We start from the raw sequence: 22,007 nt of genomic DNA on the forward strand, positions 1-22,007 counted from the left end.
TGAAATGGTATTGTTATTTCGATAGTTTAGAGTAATAAAATTTGATAAAGTGACTAGTCTATTTTATGGTGTTAATTGGTGTCAATTTTATCCAAATTTATGGATTTTAGTCCATTTTCAAGGAAGTTTAATTTTCGGAAACGTTGATATAAAGGGATTTAGAAGTATGGAGTAGCTATAGTTTTCAATAGAGGAATTCTCAAAACGTTAAGAAACGGCTATATATCAGCTTTTATCAGCACTTCATGGTTCACACCATGGGGTGTTTTTTTAGTGATTTTTAGCAAAATTCACAGCACTTTTCACACCAAATTCACACCATTATTTTTTAAGGTTACGATACACCAGTCATCAAAACGTTAAGAAACAGCTATATATCAACTTTTAGCACCACCTTATGGTATAGAGCATGGGATGTTTTTATGTGATTGGCGTTAAGTTAATCGCTTACATATTTTTAATGTTTGTGTTATAATATTATTATCAATATATTAGTTCTATGATAAAGGAGATTATGATGAAAAAGAAATGGTTGGGGCTGTCTGTCCTGATGGTATCGCTTTTAGCTTTTGTTGTAGCTTGTGGGACGACAAAAGAAAGTCAGTCTATCAAAACGACAGTCGAGACAGACTACTATCAAACGATCAATCATAAGTGGTTGGAAAAGACGACGATTCCTGATGATAGCCCTGTCTATAATGTCTTTGGAGAGATACAAGATGAGATTGACAAGCAACTGAAAACAGACATCAAAGATATGGCAGCTGGCAAGCGTGATGTGACCAGTGATGATCAAAAGGAGTTGCTTAAGCTCTACAAGCAAGCTATGAATTTTGACCAACGTGATAAAGATGGTGTCAAAGAAGCCAAAGCTTATGTGACTGATCTTGCTAAAATCAGCTCTTTTAAAGAGCTAGCGACAGTGACAAAGGATTGGATCTTAGCAGGCAATGATCTTCCATTTGGTTTTACTATTGGTAATAACCCTGATAACACCAACGAAAAACAACTTGAGCTAGCAACCCCTTCTACTATCTTACCTGATGTAAGTTATTACGAAGATGCTACACAAAAAGAGCAACTGCTAAATTTCTATAAGTCCAGTGTCATGGATGTCTTAGCTTTATATGGCTATAAGGAAAAAGAGGCTGAGTCTATGGTTGAAAAAGCAATCGCCTTTGATGCCCTCCTTGTGCCTTATCTGCCGAGCTCAGAAGATGTCAGTGATATTAAAAAGGTGATTAACCTCAGAACTAAAGAAGAAATCAACGCTTACGCTCCTGAATTTGCTTTGGGGGATGTTTTATCTGACTTGGTTGGACAAGACGTTGCAACAGCAAATGTGTCTTGGCCTAAATATTTTGAAGCCTTGTCTCAAATCCTTGATGACAAACATTTTGACGATTATAAGGCATGGTTGAGTGTCAACACACTCTACGCTCAAGCTCCTTATTTGACTGAGGAATTGCGCCAGGCGGCAGGTCAGTATGCCTTAGCGCTCAACGGTCAAAAAGAGTTACCTTCTAAAGAAGATGCAGCCTATGATTTGGCTACTAGTTTATTTAGTGAGACGATGAGTGTCTATTACGTTGATCATTACTTTAGTGACAATGCTAAGGCACAGGTTACGGATATGGTAGCTAGTATCGTTGATGCCTATAAAGGACGCCTAACTGACAATGACTGGTTGACTGATAACACCAAGCAAGAAGCTATTACAAAGTTAGACAAGTTGCAGTATCATATCGGTGGCCCAAGCCAGATTAGTGACTACACTGCTGCGATTACAGTTGATGAGACAAAGACTCTTTATGCTAATCTTTTGGATATCTCAGAGCAAGCCTTGAAACGCTCTTTTGACGACTATAAGAAACCTGTGGATAAGACACTTTGGGCAATGCCATCTTATCAGGTCAATGCTTATTATGATCCTGCTAGCAACTCCATTTATTTACCAGCGGCGATTTTACAAGCTCCTTTTTATGATGAAAAGCAGAGCTTAGCAGCTAATTATGGTGGTATAGGGGCTGTTATTGGGCATGAGATTAGCCATGCGTTTGATAGTAATGGTTCTGAGTTTGATGCTTCTGGTAATCGCAGAGATTGGTGGACAGATGAGGATAAAGAGCGCTTTGAAGAAAAGACCAAAGCTATGGTGACACTATTTGACGGCATTCAAATAGATGGTGGCAAGGTCAATGGTGCCTTGACTGTTACTGAAAATACGGCAGATGCTGGTGGGCTTTCTGTGGCAGCCCAAGTCCTACAAGCTAAAGATAAGGATACTGATTTTAAACCTTTCTTTGAGAGTTGGGCAACTATCTGGCGTCAAGTAGCAACTCCACAAGTAGCACAACAATTATTGGTAGTTGACGTGCATGCACCAAATGCCTTACGTGTCAATGTGCAAGTGAAAAATATGGATCTCTTCTATGAGACTTACGATATTAAAGAAAGCGATCCTATGTATCTGGCACCTGATAAGCGTGTTCGTATCTGGTAATGATAGCTCCTCTAGTGAGGAGCTTTTTATGATATACGATGTATGATGACACAAACTTGACAGCAGAAGGTAAGGTTAGCTGGCCATGTGTCAAGAACGTTGACAATATAGAGCAACAAGAAGCTGACAAAGCTAGAGTGAGGGTCTTTTTCTGATATTGGATAAGAAGCTTCGTGTCAATGTGGTTGTCAATGTTGTAAAGAAAACTTGACAGAGTGATAGCGTGTTTAGTGGTTGACAGATTTTTGACGTGTTGTTAGATTAAGGTGATTTTCTTTTGAGAAATGATGACAGTAAGTGTCGCTTTATTTGTCAAAATGTGATACAATAAGCACCAAACTAAATTTTTGGAGTGACGAGTGAGTATAGATGATTATAGGCCGACCTTTATGGTCGAAGCAGTATATGATTTACGCGCAGAAGATTTATTAAAACACGGTATTCATGCGGTCTTGGTTGATTTAGACAATACGTTAATCGCGTGGGATAATCCTGATGGAACAGCAGAGGTACGTGCTTGGCTTGATGAGATGACGACAGCAGATATAGCCGTTGTTGTTGTTTCAAACAATAAAAAAGTACGTGTGGAGCGAGCGGTAGCGCTCTTTGGCGTGGATTATGTCAGCCGTGCGATGAAGCCGTTCACACGAGGGATCCGTATGGCGATGGAGCGCTATAACTTTTCATCAGATGAGGTGGTCATGGTGGGTGACCAACTGATGACAGATATTCGAGCTAGTCATCGAGCGGGTATCCGTTCAGTCTTAGTCAAGCCCTTGGTGACTTCAGATGCTTGGAATACCAAGTTTAACCGTTGGCGTGAGCGCCGTGTCTGGAAAAAACTAGAGGCGAAGTATGGTCCTATGACCTATCAAAAGGGAATTTAATCATGGAAACAAAGCTACATTGTATCGGCTGTGGTGCCGAGATACAAACAACAGATAAAGAACAGGCAGGCTATACACCTCAAGGGGCTCTAGAAAAAGGTCTTGAGACAGGTGAGCTTTACTGTCAGCGTTGCTTTAGATTGCGCCATTATAATGACATTACGGATGTCTCTATAAGCGACGATGAGTTTTTAAAGCTTTTACATGAGGTTGGCGATAGCGATGCTTTAGTGATCAATGTCATTGATATTTTTGATTTTAATGGTTCTATCATTCCAGGGCTTAGTCGCTTTACCTCAGGCAATGACTTACTTTTGGTGGGAAATAAAAAAGATATCCTACCCAAATCGCTAAAGGAGAGCAAACTAACACAGTGGCTAACTGAGCGTGCACACGAAGAAGGTCTGCGTCCTTTAGATGTGGTCTTGACAAGTGCTCAAAATCATCAGGCCATTAAAGAGCTGATTGAGCTGATTGAGCGATTGCGAAAAGGGCGTGATGTCTATGTCGTTGGAGTGACTAATGTCGGCAAGTCAACTTTAATCAACGCCATTATTCGTGAGTTGACTGGCAATCAAGATGTGATTACCACATCACGCTTTCCAGGGACAACTCTTGATAAGATTGAAATCCCACTGGAGGATGGTCATTATATTTTTGATACACCAGGGATTATCCATAGGCATCAGATGGCTCACTATTTATCAGCCAAGGACCTAAAGTATGTCAGCCCTAAAAAAGAGATCAAGCCTAAAACTTATCAGCTAAATCCTGATCAGACCCTATTTTTAGGAGGTTTGGCGCGCTTTGACTTTGTCAAAGGGGCTAAGCAAGGTTTTACGGCTTATGTGGATAATAATCTAGCCATTCATCGGACCAAGTTAGAAGGGGCATCAAGCTTTTATGAGAAGCACAAAGGCGGTCTTTTGACACCTCCTAGTGCCAAGGCAGCAGATAGTCTTCCTCGTCTGGTCAGACACGACTTTACCATCAAAGACAAGATGGACGTGGTTTACTCTGGACTTGGGTGGATTCGTGTTAAGGGCAGTAAGGACTCCCCAGTAGTGCTTTCGGCCTGGGCGCCAGAAGGTGTGGGTGTCATGCTACGTAAGGCAATTATCTAATGAGATAACTTGGTTAGTTGACCAAGTTATTTTTATGTGATAGAGCGTTTTGCGATTGCTATTTGAATTTAGGTTTACTTATATGATATAATGAGGTTTAGTAGATTAAGCATAGAAAGAGGAGTTATGGCTTTAACATCAAAACAACGTGCCTTCTTGAAATCTGAAGCGCACAGCTTAAAACCTATTGTACAGATTGGAAAAAATGGTCTCAATGATCAGATTAAAACAAGTGTTCGTCATGCGCTTGATGCTCGTGAATTGATTAAAGTGCAACTGCTTCAAAACACGGATGAAGACATTCATGATGTTGCTGCGATTTTAGAGGAAGAAATCGGTTGTGATACGGTCCTAAAAATTGGTCGTATTCTCATTTTGTACAAGCAATCTGCACGCAAGGACAATCGTAAATTATCAGTCAAAGTCAAGGCTATCTAAGGGTAGTTTTTTGAGGAGGAAAGCATGGCAATAGACTTATTGACCCCTTTTACTAAGGTAGAGCTAGAAGAAGAGAAAGTGATCAGCAATCGTCGTCAAGTTGGGCTTTTGGGTGGTAATTTTAACCCTGTTCACAACGCTCATCTCGCTATTGCGGATCAGGTTCGCCAGCAACTAGGGCTTGATGAAGTACTTCTCATGCCAGAGTATCAACCACCTCATGTGGATAAGAAGACAACTATTGATGAAAAGCATCGTCTTAAGATGTTAGAATTGGCGATTGAAGGAATGGATAGCTTGGGTATTGAGACTATTGAGCTTGAGCGAAAAGGGATTAGCTATACTTATGATACGATGAAGCTTTTGTGTGAAAAGCATCCCGATGTGGATTATTATTTTATCATTGGAGCAGACATGGTGGATTATCTCCCTAAGTGGCATCGTATTGATGAGTTGATAAAGATGGTGCAGTTTGTCGGTGTGCAACGTCCTAAATACAAGGCTGGAACGTCTTATCCTGTGATTTGGGTAGATGTGCCTTTGATGGACATCTCATCTAGCTTGATTCGTAAGCAAATCAAGAAAAATCACAAGCCCAATTTTTTGTTGCCTAAGCCAGTGCTTGATTACATTGAGAAGGAAGGTCTTTACCGATGACTTATGAAGCTTATGTCGGACTATCTCGGCAAGACTTGTTGGCTAAGATAGCTGGCGTCATGTCAGATAAGCGTTTTAAGCATGTATTAGGTGTTGAAAAAGCTGCTATAGCTTTAGCCAAGCGCTATGGTTATGACGAGGTCAAGGCGGGTCTTGCGGGCTTGCTACATGATTATGCCAAGGAATTGTCAGATGAAGCTTTTTTGTCATTGATTGATAGATATGAGCTTGATGACGGGCTCAAATCGTGGGGCAACAATATCTGGCATGGTCTTGTTGGACGCTATTACATCGAAGAAGAGCTGGGGCTCACAGATACTGAGATATTAGATGCCATAGCTTGCCATACTGTAGGCTCTAGTCAGATGAGTGTACTAGATAAGATTGTCTATGTGGCTGACTATATTGAAGAAGGACGAGATTTTCCTGGTGTTGATGAGGCAAGACACTTGGCTGAGTGCTCGCTAAATCAAGCTGTGGCTTACGAGACCGCTAGGACAGTAGCTTATTTAGCAAGTCAAGCGCAGCCCATTTACCCCAAGACCTTAGAGACTTACAATCACTATATCGCCTATCTCAGAGAAGACGGGCAGAAAAAGAAGGATAAATGATGACAGAACAAGAATTATTAACAGGTGTAATCAAAGCCGCTGATGAAAAGCGTGCTGAGGATATTGTTATTTTGGATGTGGCTAGCTTGACTAGTGTGACGGATTATTTTGTGATTATGGCAGCGACCAACAGCCGTCAGCTAGAAGCTATCGCTGACAACATCAGAGAAAAAGTCAAGGAAATGGGCGAGGATAGCACTCATCATGAAGGCGACAGTAAGACAGGCTGGGTCCTTCTGGATTTGAATAGTGTAGTCGTTCATATCTTTTCACAAGATGAGCGCGAGCACTACAATCTTGAGAAATTGTGGCACGAAGCGCCTATGCTTGATGTCGAGACTTTTCTTGCCAAATAATTGACAAGTAGCCTTTTTTAAGGCTCTTTTTTACAGAAAGCGTGTAACAAATGACAAATTATGCTAGTTTTGCAGCAGTGTATGATGCGATTATGGATCATGCCCTTTATGATGAATGGACAGCTTTTAGCCTCAGGCATTTTCCAAAAGGAAAGAAGAGACTCTTAGAGTTGGCTTGTGGGACAGGGATTCAGTCAGTTCGCTTTGCTCAAGCAGGTTATGACGTGACTGGTTTAGATCTTAGTGCTGATATGTTAGCTATTGCTAAGGCGCGTGCCCAAAAAGCTGGGCAACCTATCTCTTTTGTCGAAGGAAATATGCTCCACTTAGCCGATATAGGTGAGTATGAGCTTGTGACGTGTTATTCTGATTCGTTGTGCTATATGGAAGATGAGGTAGCTGTTGGTGATGTCTTTAGTCAGGTGTATAGTGTCTTAAAAGAAGATGGTGTCTTTATTTTTGATGTGCATTCGACGTATCAGACTGACGAGGTCTTTCCTGGCTATGCTTACCATGAAAATGCCGAAGATTTTGCTATGGTGTGGGATAGTTATCAAGATGAAGCGCCTCATTCGGTTGTACATGAGTTGACTTTTTTCTTAAAGGAAGAAGACGGACGCTTTAGCCGTCATGATGAGATACATGAAGAGCGGACGTATGAGCTGTTGACCTATGATGTTTTACTAGAGCAGGCAGGCTTTAGGCATGTCGAAGTCTATGCAGACTTTACCGATGAAGCTCCTAAAGAGGACTCTAGGCGTTGGTTTTTTGTAGCTAAGAAATAAGATGATGAATCATGTGACAGGAATTGTAGCAGAGTTTAACCCTTTTCACAATGGCCATAAGTACCTTTTAGAGCAGGCTAGTGGACTAAAGGTGATTGCCATGTCGGGAAACTTTGTCCAAAGAGGAGAGCCAGCTTTTGTTGATAAGTGGACGAGGACGCAGATGGCTCTAACTTGTGGTGCTGATATTGTGGTGGAGCTTCCTTTTTTAGTGTCCGTTCAAGCGGCAGATTATTTTGCTAAAGGAGCCATTGATATTTTAGCCAAGCTAGGCGTGACGCAGTTGTGTTTTGGTAGCGAGGAGCTAAGAGATTATAATGCTTTGGGTGATGTGTATCAGTCTCAAAAAGCGGAGATGACAGCTTTTATCAAGGGCTTGCCAGATAGTCTATCCTATCCACAAAAGACACAGATGATGTGGCAACACTTTACAAATATTCCTTTTTCAGGGGAGACACCTAATCATATTTTGGCACTTGCTTATGCTAAGGTAGCTAGAGGATATGGCATTAGTCTCTCTCCTATCAAAAGGCAGGGGGCAGGTTTTCACTCGACTGAGAAAGACGTAGCTTATGCTTCGGCGACAAGCCTTAGGCATCATGCGGCTGATAAGGCTTTTCTGCGACGCTTTATGCCTAATGCGGAGCTTTTAGAGGAGGCTATTTTAGTTGATTGGTCCCTGTACTTTCCGCTTCTACGTTATCAGATTATGACGCATCAAGACTTGACAGAGATTTATCAAGTCAATAGCGAGTTGTCTAATAGGCTTAAGTTGGCGATAAAAAGTAGTCATACGGTTGAAGAATTGGTGGCTAAGACAGCGACAAAACGCTATACCAAAGCTCGCATTAGACGTATCTTGACTTATATCTTAGTCAATGCAACAGAAAGGCCACTTCCAAAAGCTATTCATGTCCTAGGCTTTTCAGCCAAAGGCCAGTCCCATCTCAAAACGCTAAGAGATAAGGTTGAGTTGGTGACCCGTATCGGAAAGACACCTTGGGATAGTCTCACCCAAAAAGCAGATAAGGTCTATCAGCTAGGAGATGAAGCGATAAGAGAACAAAATTATGGACAGATTGTTAGACGCTGTCCATAATGTAAAGCCCTTTTGTAGAGAAAGGGCTTTTTTCTAAGATTTTTATTATAAACAAAAAACAGTAAACGGTTGCAATTATTTGTGAATTATTGTACAATCATAAGTGAAGAAAATCACAAGATAAGTTTCTTCTCTACCACTGACAGATGACTAGGAGGACTATACATGGTCAAAAAAGCAGAAACGAAGGAATTAACCGTTGAAGAACAAGCCAATATCTATACAGATAGCTTGGTTGACAAAGCTTTAGAAGCGGAAGCTTTATTTGCGACGTATTCGCAAGAGCAAGTTGACAAAATCGTAGCCGCTATGGCTTTAGCAGGTTCAGAAGCTTCCTTGATGTTAGCACAAGAAGCGGTTGATGAAACAAAGCGTGGTGTTGTTGAAGATAAGGACACGAAGAACCGTTTTGCAACTGAAAATATCTACCATTCGATTAAAGATGAAAAGACAGTCGGTATTATCGGTGAGGATAAGATTACAGGGCAAATTCAAATTGCAGCGCCTTTAGGTGTTCTAGCTGGGATTGTACCTACAACTAATCCTACCTCAACGACGATGTTTAAGATTTTGGTGGCACTTAAGGCACGCAATGCTATCGTTTTTGCCTTTCACCCACAAGCGCATCATTGTTCGGCTCATGCTGCTCAAATCCTCTACGATGCAGCGCTCGCAGCGGGGGCTCCTAAGCATATTATTCAGTGGATTGAGACCCCTTCTATTGCCAATACATCGGCCCTTATCCAAAATAAAAAAATCGCCTCTATTCTTGCGACAGGTGGACCAGGTATGGTTAATGCAGCCTTGAAATCAGGTAATCCTTCTATGGGGGTAGGTGCTGGTAATGGTGCTGTTTATGTGGATCATACAGCCCACCTTGATCGTGCGGTAGAAGATCTCTTGATGTCTAAGCGATTTGACAATGGGATGATTTGTGCTACGGAAAATTCAGCCGTTGTTGAGGCGCCTATTTACAAAGAGTGGCTTCTTAAAATGCAAGAAAAAGGAGCTTATCTCGTTCCTAAAAAAGATTACAAGAAGATTGAGGATTTTGTCTTTAATGATCACAATGGTGTCAATGGCCCTGTTGCTGGTCGAAGTGCAGCTTGGATTTGTCAAGAGGCAGGTGTGAGCTTGCCAGAAGGTAAAGATGTCCTTTTATTTGAGCTTGACGCTAAGAATATCGGAGAAAAACTCTCCGCCGAAAAACTCTCACCGCTCTTATCTGTCTATAAGGCTAAAGACCGCAAAGACGGTATTGCTATTGTCTCTGCTCTTTTAGATTATCAAGGTGCTGGACACAATGCCGCTATCCAAATCGGTTCTCAAGCAGATCCTTTTGTAGCAGAATTTGGCGATCACATTAAAGCATCTCGTATCCTTGTCAACCAGCCTGACTCTATCGGTGGTATTGGTGATATTTATACAGATGCACTTAAAGCCAGTCTGACACTAGGTACAGGATCATGGGGGAAAAATTCATTGTCACATAATTTATCTACTGGTGACCTATTGAATATCAAAACGGTTGCAAAACGTCGTAATCGTCCTCAATGGGTACGTCTTCCAGAAAAAATTTACTACGAAAAAAATGCCATTTCTTATTTACAAGATGAGTGTGAGCCTATGAGCCGTGCGTTGATTGTAGCCGATCCAGGTATGGTCCAATTTGGCTTTGTAGATACAGTTCTTGCTCAGCTTGCTTTGCGTGAGGATAAGGTGACAACCGCTATTTATAGCACCGTTGAGCCAGATCCGACATTAGGTCAAACCATTGAGATTGCTAAACAAATGGCAAGCTTTAAGCCAGATACGATTATTGCCGTTGGTGGTGGTTCGGCTATGGATGCGGCTAAGGTAGCACGCTATATCTATGAGTACTCTCTTGACCAAGAAGAAGGTTATCTCAATAGCTATGAGGCAGTGAGTGAGCTCTTTACACGTCTGCAACAAAAATTTATCGACATCAGAAAACGGATTGTGACCTTTAAGCATCAGGTTGAGACACGACTTTTCTGTATTCCAACGACCTCTGGTACAGGCTCAGAAGTGACGCCTTATGCCGTCATTACAGATGACCATACGCATGTCAAATACCCTCTCACAGACTATGAATTGACACCGCAAGTAGCTATTGTTGACCCTGAGTTTGTTATGACAGTACCAAAACGCACTTGTGCCTTGTCAGGGCTTGATACGCTGTCTCATGCTTTAGAGTCTTATGTGTCTGTTGCTGCATCAGACTTTACTCGTCCATGGTCACTTGAGGCGATTAAGCTAGTGATGGAAAACTTAGAGACGTCTTATCATTACGACCCACAACACCCAACATTAGAAGGTGATTTGGCGCGTGAAAATATGCACTATGCGGCGACTCTTGCTGGTATGGCATTCTCTAATGCCTTCTTAGGAATCAATCATTCGCTAGCGCATAAGACAGGTGGTGAGTTTGGTTTGCCACATGGTTTAGCTATTGCTATTGCGATGCAACATGTTATCCGTTATAACGGTGTGTCTGGCAATGTGAAACGTAGTGTTTATCCACGCTATGAAGTCTATCGTGCTCAAAAAGACTATGCAGACATTGCGCGTGCTTTAGGGCTTAAAGGGCAGACAGATGAGGCTTTGGTAGAGGCACTTTGTGAACGTATTGATAACTTGATGAAGGCTATTGATGTGACACCTAGCTTATCTGCCAATGGTGTTAGCAAGGAAGCCTTTGACAAGTCAGTTGATGAGTTGGCGCTACTTGCTTATGATGACCAATGTACACCAGCTAACCCACGTCAGCCATATATTAAAGAGTTAAAACAACTGCTTATTGACATGTTTTAAGTAGCTATTAAAGGGAAAATGGGCGTCTAGCTCATTTTTCTTTTGAGGTTATGTTACGGTTTACAAGAGCTAGTCAGAAACAAGGAATGATGATACAATAGAATAAACGACTTACTTATGGAGGACAATATGTCAACGCATCATAGACATCAACAAAAATCTAAAAAAAACAAGCCCATTGTGATTATTTTAGGGTTAGTCCTTTTGGGGTGTCTGGTCTTTCAAGCTTATCTTTTAACTCATGCAGGGCAACTGAAAAAGTCAGTGTCAACTGCTAAGACAAGTGTAAAGACGAGCACATCCCAATCCTCTCAAGCAAAGGCAAAAGAGATGAGCTGGGAGAGAAAGTCTGATCCTGTACAGATTCCCATTTTGATGTATCATGCCATTCATGTCATGGATCCTTCAGAGGTAGCTAGTGCCAATTTAATTGTTGATCCAGCGGTTTTTGATAGTCACATCAAGCGTTTAAAAGATGAGGGGTATTATTTTTTGACGCCTGAGGAAGCTTATAAGGCTCTAGAGGAAAATAGCCTGCCCACAGGTGTGGATAAGGTCGTTTGGCTGACTTTTGATGATGGCAATGCGGATTTTTACACTCAAGCTTATCCTATTTTAAAAGAGTATGGTGTTAAAGCTACCAATAATATCATCACAGGATTTGTAGAAGAAGAAAGAGCAAGTAATGTAACTGTGGAGCAGATGCGTGAGATGAAGGAGCATGGGATGTCTTTTCAGTCGCATACTCAAAATCACCCCGATCTCTCAAGCAAAGATAGTCTCACCCAGGCCCAAGAAATGACAGAAAGTAAAGCTTACCTTGATGATGTATTGGCTCAAGAGACTATTGCCTTAGCGTATCCGTCTGGTCGCTACAATCAGCTTACCGAAGCAAATGCTAGCGATATCTATAAGCTAGCCGTTACGACTAATGAAGGTCTGGCCGAAAAGGCAGATGGTCTTTTAAGTCTTGATCGTGTCAGAGTATTGCCTGGTATGACTGCAGACGATTTATTACTAGCGATGGGAGATCATCAGTAGTTTTGTATAAAAGCATTAACAATTAGCCATAAAAGTGCTATAATAAGGGAGATTGTGCTGGCAAGCTATTTTGCCACTAGATTAGACGAAAAGGAGACCATTATGGGACGCAAATGGGCCAATATTGTTGCCAAAAAAACTGCCAAAGATGGCGCTAACTCAAAAATCTATGCCAAGTTTGGTGTTGAGATTTATGTTGCTGCAAAACAAGGAGAACCAGATCCTGAGTCAAATTCTGCCTTAAAATTTGTCTTGGAGCGCGCAAAGCAAGCGCAGGTACCAAAGCATGTAATTGATAAGGCTATCGACAAGGCTAAGGGAAATACAGACGAGACATTTGTTGAAGGTCGCTACGAAGGTTTTGGACCTAATGGTTCGATGATTATCGTTGATACATTGACCTCAAATGTCAACCGTACTGCAGCCAATGTCCGTACAGCTTACGGTAAAAATGGCGGTAACATGGGTGCTTCTGGTTCTGTTGCTTACTTGTTTGATAAAAAAGGTGTCATTGTCTTTAAAGGCGATGATGCAGATGCTGTTTTTGAGCAATTATTAGAAGCAGATGTTGATGTGGATGATGTCGAAGCAGAAGAAGGGACAATCACTGTTTATACAGCACCGACTGATCTTCACAAGGGGATTGAAGCACTACGCGCTAATGGTGTTGAAGAATTTCAAGTGACAGAGCTTGAGATGATTCCTCAATCAGAAGTAACGCTTGAAGGTGAGGACCTTGAGACATTTGAAAAATTGATTGATGCCCTTGAGGCAGATGATGATGTTCAAAAAGTCTATCACAATGTTGCTGATATGTAAGACATTTTTGACAGTCAAACCTGCTTAGGTTTGGCTTTTTTTGATACAATAACCAAAAAGGAGGTTGGGTATGAAAAAGTGTCTGGGGCTTGTACTTTTTATCTTGACGTTATTGGTGTCGCCGACTGTTTTGGCGGATGTCTCTTATACGATTCCTAATTATCAAGCAAATCTTGTGATTCATAAGGATAATACTGCGGATTTTACACAGGAGATAACCTATCAATTTGAGAGTGATTACAATGGGCAAATCATAACGCTAGGTAATCAGAAAATGCCTGATGGTTTTAGTATAGATGATTCTCCGCAGATTAGCGTAGCTACTAAGCGTCACAATCAAACCTTAACGCCTGAAATAACCTCTGAGATAAAAGATTTGGGAGATGGTTATTCGCTCAAGGTTTATAATGCAGGGCAAGAGGATGATCGTGTGACGGTGCGAGTGGTCTGGCATCTCAAGCAGTTGCTGAGCGTTTATGACGATGTCGCAGAGCTTAATTGGCTACCGATTAGTGATTGGGATGAGACGTTAGGACACGTGCGTTTTGTCGTTAGCACAGATGATGCGACGTCTGACAGCGCTCTTTGGGGGCACAGAGGTGGGCTTTATGCGCCTTTACAAGCTAGTAAAGATGACAACGCCTTAGTGCTTGAGGCAGATAATGTTGATGGCGCACTGGAATTACACGGTTATATCGACAGCAACTACTTTTTAGGGATAAGGAAGAAGACAAGTAAGCAAAAAGAGGCTATCTTAGAGACAGAGTCTAAGATTTTGAGGTATTATCAAAAGCAAGTGACTTTTTATGGCAGTAAGCTATCAGTGTGGCTTTTGGTGGGTATAGTGACGCTTAGTTTCGCTCTGTTCTTTTACCTTTATCGGCTCAATCGTTTCAGCCATTTTAATAAAAAGGCTAGACTTTATGAGCCACCTGAGGACTTGTCTCCGTTACTTCTTGCTGATAATCTTTATGGGGTGACACTGTCTGATATGTCTAAAAAGACAAGTCAAGTCACCTTTGATAATCTGGTGAGGGCGACACTTTTAGACTTAATCGATCGTCAAATCATCACCTATGATGGTGAGGCTAAGTGTCTGAGTATTGTCCATCTAGAAGCTGCGACTGGCTCTGATCGTGACGTGATTGACTTGATGTTTGGAGAGAGAAAGAGCTGCTTGTTAGAAGACTTATTTTCAGATTATCAGTATGATTTTGAAAAAGAGCTGAAGGTTCTTAAGAAGCGCTATAAAGGTGAAGCGCTAAGGCGTAGGGTGCGACAAAGTGCTAAAGGCAAACGTCAGTTGTTATCGACAAGGCAGGCAAATCTAGAGCGCTCTATTCAAAAGGAAATCAAGCAAGGGTTCTATCCGCCTGTTTACCATCCACTAAGCTTATCAGCGATACTTGTGATGAGTAGTAGTCTGCTAGGGATTTTTGCCATGAGCTGTGCTAGTGTCATCACCTGTGTCTATGTCTTTTCAAGTAGTGAGGAGTCTTATTTGCAGGCGATGTATCTGGGATTGACAAGTCTTGGAGCACTACTTAGTCTGGGGCTTTTCTGGTTAGTTAAGAAACGATACGATGAGGGGGTAGTGACAAAAGAGGGCAGAGAGCGTTTGTATCAATGGCGTAGTTTTAGCAATATGCTAAGAGACATAGGCAACTTTGAGCGTGCAGAGCTAGAGAGCATTGTCATCTGGAATAGGCTGTTGGTGTATGCGACTTTATTTGGTTATGGTGATGAGGTGGAAAAAGCCTTGAAAATAAGAGGAATAGACCTGCCTATGGCTTTATCCTTTGATGATTTTACTTATCTTTCTAGACACTTAGCGTATGGGACCAGACAGTTCTATGCAAGCTCTCAAGCAATCTCAACGGCGACTCATTTTACCTTGCCGAGTCACTCAGGAGGTCAAGGTGGCTTTTCTGGAGGTGGCGGAGGCGGAGGTGGTGGCGCTTTTTAGGAAAGTTTCCCCAGCTTTGATTGGCGCTAGGTGGACAATGTGGTATAATGGAGGCATTACGTATTAGGGAGACATTATGTTACTGCTTGAATTATTAAAAGCGATTTTATTTGGTATTGTCGAGGGCATTACCGAATGGCTACCTGTATCTAGTACAGGTCACCTCATTTTATTGCAAGAATTTGTGAATTTAAAACAGTCAGAGAGCTTCATGGAGATGTTTAATATCGTCATCCAGCTTGGGGCTATTATAGCTGTTATTATTATCTACTTTGAGCGCCTTAATCCCTTTCAGCCAGGAAAGAGTGCCAGAGATATCCGTCTGACGTGGCAGTTGTGGCTTAAGGTAGTGATTGCTTGTATTCCCTCTATTGTGATTGCTGTGCCACTTGATAATTGGTTTGAAGCGCATTTTAGCTCTATGCTGTCTATTGCTATTGCTTTGATTGTTTATGGGATTGCCTTTATTTGGATTGAAAAGCGAAACGCAACCATCGAGCCTCAAGTGACGAGTCTTAGCCGAATGTCTTATAAGACAGCTTTTTGGATTGGTTGCTTTCAGGTCTTGAGTATCGTACCTGGGACGAGTCGTTCAGGGGCGACTATTTTAGGAGCGATTATTGTCGGGACAAGTCGTTCGGTAGCGACGGATTTCACCTTTTTCTTAGCCATTCCGACTATGTTTGGCTACAGTGGGCTTAAGTTTGTCAAGTTTTTCCTTGATGGCAATACTCTAGGATTTAATCAAATCCTCATTTTGTTGGTCGCTAGCATTACCGCTTTTGTCGTCAGTCTTTACGCTGTACGTTTCTTGACAACTTACGTGAAAAAACATGATTTTACCGTCTTTGGTAAATACCGTATTGTTTTGGGGAGTATCATCATTATTTATAGTCTAGTCAAGCTGTTTATGCACTAATGAAAAACTAGGTAGAGACCTAGTTTTTTTAACTGTCAATTGCACAATAACAAGTTTTTCTGTATAATGATAAAAGGAGAAAAAGGACTGATATAGTACTTTTTTGTTAAATGATAACCCGTATGAGGAATTCTAGTATGGAAATGAAACAAATAAGTGAAACAACCTTGAAAATTTCAATCAGTATGGAAGATTTGTCTGATCGTGGGATGGAGCTCAAAGATTTTTTAATCCCTCAAGAAAAGACAGAAGAATTTTTCTATACGGTTATGGACGAGTTGGATTTGCCAGATAATTTTAAAAATAGTGGCATGTTGAGCTTTCGTGTCACCCCAAGAAAAGATCGTATCGATGTTTTTGTGACTAAGTCAGAGATTGACAAGGACCTTAATTTTGAAGATTTGGCGGAGTTTGGGGACATTTCTAAGATGTCACCAGATGATTTTTTCAAGACATTAGAAAAAACAATGAAAGCTAAAGGTGATACTGCAGCACATGAGAAGCTAGAGCAAATCGAGCAGATGATGGAGGCCGAGTTAGATGAGGCTAGTGCTCAAGCAGTTGATACGGATGGTGATATAGCCCTTAGTGATTATGTTCATTATGTCTTTTCCTTTGAGGACTTGGAGCAGGTTATTCGTTTTGTAAAGACCATTGACTTTGAGACAGAAGCCTCAGAACTTTATAAAGAGCCGGATGGCTATTATATGACGGTATTGTTGAGTTTAGAAAATCAACCAAGCCATTATGCCAATCTGATGTATGCACGCATGCTAGAGCATGCTAATCAGTCTCGAAAAACACGTGCTTATCTCCAAGAACACGCCTTAAAGCTGATGGTAGATGATGCAATTGGACACTTACAGTTAGTGAAGATGGGATAGCTTATGTCATTTAGTTTGCTTTGGGTTTTATTGGTTACCTTTTTCATCTCATTGTTTTTGACGCCGATTATCAGGCGTTTATCCTTTAAGGTGGGGGCAGTCGATCGTCCAAATGCGCGTCGAATCAATAAAGTTGTTATGCCAAGTGGTGGTGGGCTTGCCATTTTCATCACTTTTGTGATAGCAACGTTCTTTATCATGCCTCTTATCTCGGATAATTATGCCTATTCTAGGTGGCACGAGCCTTACCAACTCTACATTTTGCCAGTGGTTGTGGGGGCGCTAGTCATTGTTGTCACAGGCTATTTAGATGATATTTTTGAGCTGAAACCTCTACCGAAATTACTGGGAATTGTGGTCGCTGCAACCATTGTGTGGGCATTTACAGACTTTCGGTTTGACAGCTTTAAAATTCCGTTTGGAGGGCCGTTGTTAAACTTCAATCCCCTGTTGATTTATTTTTTGACGATTTTGTGGATTGTCGCTATCACAAATGCGATCAATCTGATTGATGGGTTAGATGGTTTGGTTAGTGGCGTATCCATTATCAGTCTGTTGACCATGGCTGTGGTATCTTATTTCTTTTTGCCGCAGGTTGATATTTTTCTGACCTTGACGATATTGGTCATGGTGTCAGCTATTGCAGGTTTTTTCCCTTATAATTATCACCCTGCTAAGATTTATCTTGGCGATACAGGTGCTCTGTTTATTGGTTTTATGATTGGTGTTTTATCGCTTCAAGGTTTGAAAAATTCAACAGCTGTCGCAGTTATCACCCCTGTCATCATATTGGGAGTGCCTATTTTGGATACCGTGGTTGCGATTATCCGACGGACTTTATCAGGTAAGAAATTTTATGAGCCAGACAAGCTTCATCTGCACCATCGCCTCTTGTCTATGGGATTTAGCCACAAGGGTGCTGTATGGATGGTCTATGCGATTGCGTTTATCTTTTCACTCATTGCGCTCTTACTCAATGTCTCTAGCCGTTGGGGTGGGGTTCTCCTAATGTTTGGTTTGCTCTTTACATTGGAGATTTTTATCGAAGGCCTAGGCATATGGGGTGAAAATCGGACGCCTTTATTTAATGGTTTTAAATGGTTGGGCAGCAAAGTCTACCGTAATCGTCATAAAAATGACTAATAGACACTAAAAGCTTAGAAGGTTTATTCTAAGCTTTTTATCATGTCAAGTAAAATGCCTTAAAATCAGTCAAGATAATAGAAAGCTGTTTTTTTTTCTGTTATAATAATCATTACAAACAATGGGCGTAGCCCCTTGTCTGCCAATAGTATTTTGAAAAAAGGAGCATATAGATGTCTGTACTTGAAATCAAAAATCTCCATGTCTCTATCGAAGACAAGGAAATCTTAAAAGGGCTTAATTTGACCCTCAAAACAGGTGAAATCGCAGCTATCATGGGACCTAATGGGACAGGTAAATCAACCCTTTCTGCCGCTATTATGGGCAATCCCAACTATGAAGTGACTGAAGGTGAGATTCTCTTTGATGGGGAGAATATCCTTGAATTAGAAGTAGATGAGCGTGCGCAGTTGGGACTATTTTTGGCTATGCAGTACCCATCAGAAATCCCAGGTATTACAAATGCTGAGTTTATCCGTGCAGCGATGAATGCTGGTAAAGAAGATGATGAAAAGATTTCTGTACTTGACTTTATCACTAAGTTGGATGAGAAAATGGCACTGCTTGGTATGAAAGAGGAAATGGCAGAGCGCTATCTCAACGAAGGCTTTTCTGGTGGTGAGAAAAAGCGTAATGAAATCTTGCAGTTACTCATGTTAGAGCCTAAGTTTGCCCTCTTAGATGAAATTGACTCAGGTCTTGATATCGACGCCCTAAAGGTTGTCTCAAAAGGGGTCAATGCCATGCGTGGTGAAGGTTTTGGTGCGATGATTATCACCCACTACCAACGCTTGTTAAACTACATCACACCAGATGTGGTTCATGTCATGATGGATGGGCGTGTTGTCTTATCAGGTGACGCCGAATTAGCAGCACGCTTAGAGCGTGAAGGGTATGCTAAAATCGCCGAAGAGTTAGGTCTTGAGTACAAAGAAGAAGTTTAGCGTGGTAAGGCTAGGAAGATCATTTCAGGGGCTTTCTTAGCACTTTACGGACTTTTTGAAATCTAAAGGAGGAAATAATGACAAAAGAAGCTATTGTAAACTTCTCTCAGGAAAAGGCAGAGCCTTCATGGCTATTAGAGCGTCGCCTAGCAGCTTATGACCTTATAGATACACTAGCTTATCCTGTGATTGAGCGTGTCAAATTTCATCGTTGGAATCTAGGTGATGGGACCATTGCTGAAAATGAAGCAGCTATCACTGTTCCTGATTTTACCGCGCTTTCAGATAATCCTAAGCTAGTTCAGATTGGCAGCCAAACCTTGCTTGAGCAGCTACCGCAAGATTTGATAGACAAAGGTGTCGTCTTTACAGACTTAGCAGGTGCTCTAGAAGTGATTCCAGATGTGGTTGAGGCGCATTTTGGGACAGCAACAGACTACAAGGAAGACAAATTATCAGCGTATCATACAGCTTATTTTAACAGTGCAGCTGTCCTTTATGTCCCTGATAATGTTGAGATTGATCAAGCGGTTGAAGGTGTTTTTTACCAAGATAGTACAAGTAAAGTCCCTTTTAATAAGCATATCTTGATTATCGCAGGGAAAAATAGTAAATTGAGTTATCTTGAGCGTTTACAAAGTCTAGGAGACGGTCAAGAAAAGACATCAGCCAATATCAGTGTCGAGGTGATTGCGCTTGACGGTGCTCAAGTCAAGTTTTCAGCGATTGATCGTTTGGGTGAGCATGTCACGACTTATATCAGCCGTCGTGGGCGTCATAGTCGTGATGCGGTTATTGATTGGGCGCTTGGTGTCATGAATGAAGGTAATGTCGTTGCCGATTTTGATTCGGATTTGATCGGACACGGTAGTCACGCTAACCTTAAAGTGATTGCCGTCTCTTCAGGCAGACAAGTCCAAGGCATTGATACACGTGTGACTAATTACGGTCACAATTCAGTAGGACATATCTTGCAACACGGCGTTATCCTAGAGCGTGGGACATTGACTTTTAATGGTATTGGTCACATCATCAAAGGAGCTAAAGGTGCTGATGCTCAGCAAGAAAGCCGTGTCTTGATGTTATCAGATAAGGCAAGAAGTGACGCCAATCCTATTTTATTGATTGATGAAAATGACGTCACAGCAGGTCACGCGGCCTCTATCGGACAGGTCGATCCAGATGATTTGTATTATTTGATGAGTCGAGGACTTGATCAAAAAACAGCAGAACAATTAGTGATTCGTGGCTTCCTTGGAGCTGTTATCGTTGAGATTCCGCTCAAGGATGTCCAAAAAGAAATGATAAGTGTCATTGATACAAAATTAGAAAAGAGATAATATGGTTGATTCATTAGCAAAACGAGTGGTTGATTTTCCTATTTTAGACCAGTTCGTTAATGATGAACCATTGGTCTATCTAGATAATGCTGCAACAACTCAAAAGCCTAAGCAAGTTGTACAAGTGCTTGAGGATTACTATCTTATTGACAATGCCAATGTTCACCGTGGGGTGCATACTTTGGCTGAGAGAGCTACGCGTCAGTACGAGGCAGCAAGAGAGAAGTTGAGACGCTTTTTAAATGCTAAGTCTAGTAAAGAGATTCTCTTTACACGAGGGACAACGACAGGACTTAACTGGGTGGCTTCCTTTGCTAAGGAAGTCTTGTCAGAGGGCGATGAAGTGTTGATTTCGATTATGGAGCACCACTCCAATATCGTTCCTTGGCAAGAAGCCTGTAAGGCAACTGGTGCAAAGCTGGTTTACGCATACCTGAAAGATGGCAAGCTTGACTTAGAAGATTTATATCATAAACTATCTTCTAAGACTAAGTTTGTGGCGCTAGCGCATGTCTCAAATGTCCTAGGTTGTGTGAATCCTATCAAAGAGATCGCTCAAAAAGCGCATGATTATGGTGCCTATATGGTGGTAGATGGAGCGCAGTCAGCTCCTCATATGCCCATTGATGTCCGTGATTTAGATTGTGATTTTTTTGCGCTGTCAGGCCATAAAATGCTGGGTCCCACTGGTATCGGGGTGCTTTATGGTAAGGAAGCGCTCCTAGAGCAGATGTCACCTGTTGAGTTTGGTGGGGAGATGATTGATTTTGTCTATGAAGACTCAGCGACTTGGACGGAGTTACCGTGGAAATTTGAAGCAGGGACTCCTAATATCGCAGGAGCTATTGCACTGGGCGCGGCCGTTGATTATCTAAGTGAGATAGGTATGGAAGCTATTTATAGCTACGAAAAGGAGTTGGTGGCTTATCTTATGCCTAAGTTGCAGGCGATTGAGGGATTGACCTTATATGGACCTTCTGAGGTAAGTGAGCACACAGGTGTCTTTGCTTTTAATCTAGCTGGTTTACACCCACATGATGTAGCCACGGCGCTTGATTATGAAGGGGTCGCGCTACGAGCAGGACATCACTGTGCCCAACCTCTAATCAATCATCTTGGGATTTCCTCAGCGGTGCGTGCAAGCCTTTATATCTACAATAGCAAAGCCGATTGTGATAAGTTGGTTGAGGCAATCGAAAAGACAAAGGAGTTTTTCAATGGCACTCTCTAAGTTAGATAGTTTGTATATGGCAGTCGTCTCAGACCATTCTAAAAACCCTCATCACTATGGCAGTCTTGAAGGTGTAGAGCAGCTGGTTTTAAATAACCCTACTTGCGGGGATGTTCTGAGTTTGTCTGTGCGATTTGAAGATGATAAGATTGCAGATATTGCATTTTCTGGAGAGGGCTGTAGCATCTCTACTGCTTCAGCCAGTATGATGACAGATGCTGTTTTGGGTAAGACAAGAAAAGAAGCAAAGGCGTTGTCAGCTGTGTTTTCAGCGATGGTACAAGGACAGACCACAGGAGACGAATCTCGTCTTGGTGAGGCGAGGTTGTTATCAGGTGTGGCAAAATTTCCACAAAGGATAAAATGTGCCACACTAGGCTGGCATGCGCTAGAAAAAGTCATTGAAAGAGAAGAACACAATTAGT

At 41.7% G+C, this 22,007-nt stretch carries 20 protein-coding genes; all 20 read left to right on the forward strand.

Annotated elements, in window-relative coordinates; genetic code table 11:
- The first annotated feature begins 517 nt into the window (after positions 1-517).
- The 20 genes from ACLN19_RS01280 (at position 518) to sufU (ending at position 22,006) form a co-directional block, all read left to right on the forward strand.
- Positions 518-2,503 carry a M13 family metallopeptidase gene (locus ACLN19_RS01280; protein WP_413382315.1) on the forward strand — a complete coding sequence of 662 codons (1,986 nt, stop codon included), beginning with the start codon at positions 518-520 and terminating at the stop codon, positions 2,501-2,503.
- 359 nt (positions 2,504-2,862) lie between these two features.
- Positions 2,863-3,390: a YqeG family HAD IIIA-type phosphatase gene (locus ACLN19_RS01285; RefSeq protein ID WP_413382318.1), complete on the forward strand. Its 528-nt coding sequence runs from the start codon at positions 2,863-2,865 to the stop codon at positions 3,388-3,390.
- 2 nt (positions 3,391-3,392) lie between these two features.
- On the forward strand, positions 3,393-4,514 hold the full coding sequence (yqeH, locus tag ACLN19_RS01290) for a ribosome biogenesis GTPase YqeH (protein WP_413382321.1): 1,122 nt from the start codon (positions 3,393-3,395) through the stop codon (positions 4,512-4,514).
- A gap of 126 nt (positions 4,515-4,640) precedes the next feature.
- Positions 4,641-4,952, forward strand: coding sequence for a ribosome assembly RNA-binding protein YhbY (yhbY, locus tag ACLN19_RS01295; protein WP_413382324.1), 312 nt, complete (start codon positions 4,641-4,643; stop codon positions 4,950-4,952).
- A gap of 24 nt (positions 4,953-4,976) precedes the next feature.
- On the forward strand, positions 4,977-5,609 hold the full coding sequence (locus ACLN19_RS01300; protein WP_413382327.1) for a nicotinate-nucleotide adenylyltransferase: 633 nt from the start codon (positions 4,977-4,979) through the stop codon (positions 5,607-5,609).
- On the forward strand, positions 5,606-6,220 hold the full coding sequence (gene yqeK, locus ACLN19_RS01305; RefSeq protein WP_413382330.1) for a bis(5'-nucleosyl)-tetraphosphatase (symmetrical) YqeK: 615 nt from the start codon (positions 5,606-5,608) through the stop codon (positions 6,218-6,220). The genes ACLN19_RS01300 and yqeK overlap by 4 nt, the downstream gene beginning before the upstream one ends.
- Positions 6,220-6,576: a ribosome silencing factor gene (gene rsfS / locus ACLN19_RS01310; RefSeq protein WP_413382843.1), complete on the forward strand. Its 357-nt coding sequence runs from the start codon at positions 6,220-6,222 to the stop codon at positions 6,574-6,576. The genes yqeK and rsfS overlap by 1 nt, the downstream gene beginning before the upstream one ends.
- A gap of 50 nt (positions 6,577-6,626) precedes the next feature.
- Positions 6,627-7,361, forward strand: a complete 735-nt coding sequence (locus ACLN19_RS01315; protein WP_413382333.1) for a class I SAM-dependent DNA methyltransferase — start codon at positions 6,627-6,629, stop codon at positions 7,359-7,361.
- Position 7,362: 1 nt separating this feature from the next.
- The gene (locus ACLN19_RS01320; protein WP_413382336.1) at positions 7,363-8,460 is read left to right on the forward strand and encodes a nucleotidyltransferase; all 1,098 of its coding nucleotides are present in this window, start codon (positions 7,363-7,365) and stop codon (positions 8,458-8,460) included.
- A 165-nt stretch (positions 8,461-8,625) separates the two neighbouring features.
- Positions 8,626-11,295 (forward strand): bifunctional acetaldehyde-CoA/alcohol dehydrogenase, encoded by a 2,670-nt coding sequence (gene adhE, locus ACLN19_RS01325; RefSeq protein ID WP_413382339.1) that lies wholly within the window; start codon positions 8,626-8,628, stop codon positions 11,293-11,295.
- A 129-nt stretch (positions 11,296-11,424) separates the two neighbouring features.
- Positions 11,425-12,336 carry a polysaccharide deacetylase family protein gene (locus ACLN19_RS01330; RefSeq protein ID WP_413382342.1) on the forward strand — a complete coding sequence of 304 codons (912 nt, stop codon included), beginning with the start codon at positions 11,425-11,427 and terminating at the stop codon, positions 12,334-12,336.
- Positions 12,337-12,438: 102 nt separating this feature from the next.
- On the forward strand, positions 12,439-13,155 hold the full coding sequence (locus ACLN19_RS01335; RefSeq protein WP_413382345.1) for a YebC/PmpR family DNA-binding transcriptional regulator: 717 nt from the start codon (positions 12,439-12,441) through the stop codon (positions 13,153-13,155).
- A gap of 70 nt (positions 13,156-13,225) precedes the next feature.
- On the forward strand, positions 13,226-15,121 hold the full coding sequence (locus ACLN19_RS01340; protein ID WP_413382348.1) for a DUF2207 family protein: 1,896 nt from the start codon (positions 13,226-13,228) through the stop codon (positions 15,119-15,121).
- Between the two features lie 76 nt (positions 15,122-15,197).
- Positions 15,198-16,040: an undecaprenyl-diphosphate phosphatase gene (locus ACLN19_RS01345; protein ID WP_413382351.1), complete on the forward strand. Its 843-nt coding sequence runs from the start codon at positions 15,198-15,200 to the stop codon at positions 16,038-16,040.
- 137 nt (positions 16,041-16,177) lie between these two features.
- Entirely contained in the window at positions 16,178-16,924 is a 747-nt protein-coding gene (mecA, locus tag ACLN19_RS01350) for an adaptor protein MecA (protein WP_413382354.1), read from the forward strand.
- Between the two features lie 3 nt (positions 16,925-16,927).
- The gene (locus ACLN19_RS01355) at positions 16,928-18,067 is read left to right on the forward strand and encodes a glycosyltransferase family 4 protein (protein ID WP_413382357.1); all 1,140 of its coding nucleotides are present in this window, start codon (positions 16,928-16,930) and stop codon (positions 18,065-18,067) included.
- Positions 18,068-18,240: 173 nt separating this feature from the next.
- Positions 18,241-19,011: a Fe-S cluster assembly ATPase SufC gene (gene sufC, locus ACLN19_RS01360; protein WP_413382360.1), complete on the forward strand. Its 771-nt coding sequence runs from the start codon at positions 18,241-18,243 to the stop codon at positions 19,009-19,011.
- 77 nt (positions 19,012-19,088) lie between these two features.
- Positions 19,089-20,351 carry a Fe-S cluster assembly protein SufD gene (gene sufD, locus ACLN19_RS01365; protein ID WP_413382363.1) on the forward strand — a complete coding sequence of 421 codons (1,263 nt, stop codon included), beginning with the start codon at positions 19,089-19,091 and terminating at the stop codon, positions 20,349-20,351.
- 1 nt (position 20,352) lies between these two features.
- Positions 20,353-21,582 carry a cysteine desulfurase gene (locus ACLN19_RS01370; protein WP_413382366.1) on the forward strand — a complete coding sequence of 410 codons (1,230 nt, stop codon included), beginning with the start codon at positions 20,353-20,355 and terminating at the stop codon, positions 21,580-21,582.
- Entirely contained in the window at positions 21,569-22,006 is a 438-nt protein-coding gene (sufU, locus tag ACLN19_RS01375; protein WP_413382369.1) for a Fe-S cluster assembly sulfur transfer protein SufU, read from the forward strand. Before ACLN19_RS01370 ends, sufU begins: the two co-directional genes overlap by 14 nt.
- Position 22,007: the final 1 nt, after the last annotated feature.

The organism is Streptococcus lishijunsis (genome assembly GCF_047290665.1).
Classification (GTDB): domain Bacteria; phylum Bacillota; class Bacilli; order Lactobacillales; family Streptococcaceae; genus Streptococcus.